Origin of the sequence: Mesorhizobium sp. M2A.F.Ca.ET.039.01.1.1 (genome assembly GCF_003998035.1) — a bacterium.
Taxonomy (GTDB): domain Bacteria; phylum Pseudomonadota; class Alphaproteobacteria; order Rhizobiales; family Rhizobiaceae; genus Mesorhizobium.
In genome coordinates this window covers 1-3,078 of record NZ_RZRY01000714.1, presented here as the reverse complement: position 1 = coordinate 3,078, position 3,078 = coordinate 1, and the positions used below count along the sequence as shown (strand labels likewise).

Genomic DNA, 3,078 nt, shown 5'->3' with positions numbered 1-3,078 from the left:
GGCGGGGAAGGCAAGATCCTCTACCTCGCCGACGGCAGCGGCGATTTCGCCAAGTCGGTCGGCCTCGACAACGATCTTTCCGCGGCCGGCATGGGCCTGCGCTCGAAGCGCTTCTCGATGATCGTCGACGACGGCAAGGTCACCGCGCTCAATGTCGAAACCAAGCCGGGCGTCGACGAGAGCGGCGCGGCTCATATCCTCGGGCAGCTCTAATGCTCGACATCGCCTGGCGCGCGGTCGCGATCGGCATCGGCGCCACGGTGTTCATGGATATCTGGGCGATCATCCTCAACAAGGCGGTCGGCCAGCCCTTGCCCAATTGGGGCATGGTCGGACGCTGGGTCCGGCATCTGCCCGAAAAGGTCTTTCACGACGATATCGGCAAGGCCGCGCCCTATGCGCATGAAAAGGCGCTAGGCTGGGTCTTCCACTACCTCGTCGGCATGCTCTACGGCGTAATCCTGGTCGTGCTCGCCGGCGCGGGCTGGCTGGCCGCGCCGACCTTCCTGCCCGCCTTCATCCTCGGCATCGTCACGGTCGGCGCCGGATGGTTCCTGCTGGCGCCGGGCATGGGCGCCGGTTGGGCGGCATCAAAACTTCCCAATCCGACGAAGGTGCGCGCGCTGAACCTCGTGGCGCATACGGTGTTCGCGCTCGGCATGTTCTCGACGGCGCTTCTGATCCGTTAGCTGTAGAAGTCTCGCGTCAGTAGCTCTGCGTAGAGCGCCGGGGTGCGCGTTTGCCGGTTGGAGCGGCTTTCTGTGGCGCTGCCGCAACCGGCGCAGGCCGTGCCAGCTTCGGCTTGAACGGCGCCATGCCTTGCCGGGCCAGTTCGTCGGCGCGTTCGTTCTCCGGGTGGCCGGCATGGCCCTTCACCCAGTTCCAGGTGACCTTGTGGCGCCGGTTGGCCTCGTCGAGCGCCTGCCAGAGCTCGCCATTCTTGACCGGCTTCCTCTCGCCGGTCTTCCAGCCGTTCTTCTTCCAGCCATGGATCCACTTGGAGATGCCGTCCATGACGTATTTGCTGTCGGTGTAGAGGTCGACCGTGCAAGGTTCCTTCAGCGCATTGAGCGCGGTGATGGCGGCCAGCAACTCCATGCGGTTGTTGGTGGTCTCGGCCTCGCCACCGGACAGTTCCTTGGTGACGCCGTTGTAGCGCAGTACGGCGCCCCAGCCGCCCGGCCCGGGATTGCCCGAGCAGGCGCCGTCGGTGAAGATCTCGATCTTTTTGTTCATGTCAGCCCGTATTCGGATGGCGACCTGATCGCGCGGTGGAAGCGCATGCGGCGGATATATTCGGTCGGGTCGCGCTTCATCACCAGTCCGCCATCCGGGATGGTCAGCCAGTCATAGAGGCGGGTCAGCATGAAGCGCAGCGCCGAGCCGCGCGCCAAGATCGGCATAGCCGCCTTCTCGTCGTTTCCAAGCGGCCGCACCGACTGGTAGCCGGCGAGCAGCGCTGTCCCCTTGGTCAGGTTGAAGGAAAAATCCTTCTCGAAGCACCAGGCGTTGAGGCAGGTGGCGACATCGTAGGCGTAGAGATCGTCGCAGGCGAAATAGAAGTCGATCAGCCCGGACAGCTTCTCGCCGAGGAAGAAGACATTGTCCGGGAACAGGTCGGCGTGGATGATGCCTTGCGGCAGGTCGTTCGGCCAGTTGCGTTCGAAATCGGCGAAGTCGGCATCGACTTCGGCGGCGAGGCCCGGCTCGACCTCGTCGGCCCGCTCGCGCGAGGCCGCCCAGAGCTTGCGCCAGCCATCGATCGCCAGCGCGTTCGGCCTTCTCATCTGGAAATCCTGGCCGGCAATATGGAGGCTGGCGAGCGCCTTGCCCACTTCCGCGCAATGCGCGGCGGTCGGGCGCCTGAGCGACAGGCCTTCGAGGAAGGTGATGATGACGGCCGGACGGCCGGCGAGCGTGCCGATGACGGTGCCGTCATGCGCCGTGACCGGCAGCGGGCAGGAAATGCCCTTCCTGGCGAGATGGCCCATCAGGCCGAGGAAGAACGGCAGATCGGCCTTGTCGACGCGCTTCTCGTAAAGCGTCAGGATGTAGGAGCCGGTGGAGGCGTGGACCAGGAAATTGGAATTCTCGGTGCCCTCGGCGATGCCCTTGTAGGAGAGCAGTTCCCCCACCGGATAGGCTTTGAGGAATGCGGTCAATTCGCCTTCGCTGACGTCGGTGTAGACGGCCATCCGGTTTCACGCCGCTCCATTGACGAAGGCCATGTCGGCCGCCGTCAGTTCGACATCGCGCAGTACCCGCATCACCGGAAAATCCTCCGTTTCCGTGGCCGTTATCGCCAGGTCGATGGTGACGTCGAAACGCTGCCGGAACGCATCGATGATCTCGTCGACGATGATCTCCGGCGCCGAGGCGCCGGCCGACAGGCCAAGCGTCCTGATCCCGGCGATCTCATCCCACGGAATTTCGGCGGCGCGCTGCACGAGAAGCGACATGGTGGCGCCGGCGCGCTCCGCCACTTCGACAAGACGACGCGAATTGGACGAGTTGGGCGCGCCGACAATGAGGAACAGATCGGCACCGGCGGCCGTCTCCTTCACCGCTTCCTGGCGGTTGGTGGTGGCATAGCAGATCGATTCGGCCGCGGCCGCGTGCAGTTCGGGAAACCGCTCCTGCAGAGCCCGGATGATGCCGGCGGTGTCCTCGACCGACAAGGTCGTCTGGGTGACGAAGCCCAGCGCCGAGGCGTCGACGGGCACAAAGCGCGCGGCGTCGGCCTCGGTCTCGATCAGCGTCACGGCGCCTTCCGGCAACTGGCCCATCGTGCCAATCACCTCCGGATGCCCGGCGTGGCCGATCAGAAGCACATGGCGGCCAAGCCGCTGGTGGCGCATCGCCTGCTTGTGCACCTTGGAGACGAGCGGACAGGTGGCGTCGAGGTAGAAGAGGTTGCGCGCCTCGGCATCCGCCGGCACCGATTTCGGCACGCCATGCGCGGAAAAGACCACGGGCGACTGGCGATGCTCCGGCGGAATCTCGGACAGTTCCTCGATGAAGACGGCGCCGAGGCTCTGCAGCCCTTCGACGACGTAGCGGTTGTGCACGATCTCGTGG

Annotated in this window: 5 protein-coding genes; 2 read left to right on the top strand and 3 right to left on the bottom strand. The window is 65.1% G+C overall.

The features are described from left to right. On the top strand, positions 1 to 213 hold a 213-nt coding region (locus EOA24_RS32370; RefSeq protein ID WP_148669982.1), incomplete at its 5' end, for a redoxin family protein. Next, positions 213 to 689 carry a DUF2938 domain-containing protein gene (locus tag EOA24_RS32365; protein WP_126078553.1) on the top strand — a complete coding sequence of 159 codons (477 nt, stop codon included), beginning with the start codon at positions 213 to 215 and terminating at the stop codon, positions 687 to 689. The genes EOA24_RS32370 and EOA24_RS32365, both read left to right, overlap by 1 nt. A 16-nt stretch (positions 690 to 705) precedes the next feature. Here EOA24_RS32365 and rnhA read toward each other — a convergent pair whose 3' ends face one another. The 3 genes from rnhA to ispH form a co-directional block, all read right to left on the bottom strand. Further along, positions 706 to 1,236, bottom strand: coding sequence for a ribonuclease HI (rnhA, locus tag EOA24_RS32360; RefSeq protein ID WP_126078554.1), 531 nt, complete (start codon positions 1,234 to 1,236; stop codon positions 706 to 708). After that, a complete protein-coding gene (locus EOA24_RS32355) occupies positions 1,233 to 2,195 on the bottom strand; it encodes a homoserine kinase (RefSeq protein ID WP_126078555.1) in 963 nt (320 codons plus the stop codon). The genes rnhA and EOA24_RS32355 overlap by 4 nt, the downstream gene beginning before the upstream one ends. A 6-nt stretch (positions 2,196 to 2,201) precedes the next feature. Further along, positions 2,202 to 3,078, bottom strand: an 877-nt coding sequence (gene ispH / locus EOA24_RS32350) for a 4-hydroxy-3-methylbut-2-enyl diphosphate reductase (protein WP_127410499.1), incomplete at its 5' end; no start/stop codon positions are given.

What these genes read in the sequence shown, in the direction of transcription:
- rnhA (WP_126078554.1), bottom strand. Translation starts at nt 1,236, where the DNA reads ATGAACAAAAAGATCGAGATCTTCACCGACGGCGCCTGCTCGGGCAAT.
- EOA24_RS32355 (WP_126078555.1), bottom strand. Translation starts at nt 2,195, where the DNA reads ATGGCCGTCTACACCGACGTCAGCGAAGGCGAATTGACCGCATTCCTC.
- EOA24_RS32365 (WP_126078553.1), top strand. Translation starts at nt 213, where the DNA reads ATGCTCGACATCGCCTGGCGCGCGGTCGCGATCGGCATCGGCGCCACG.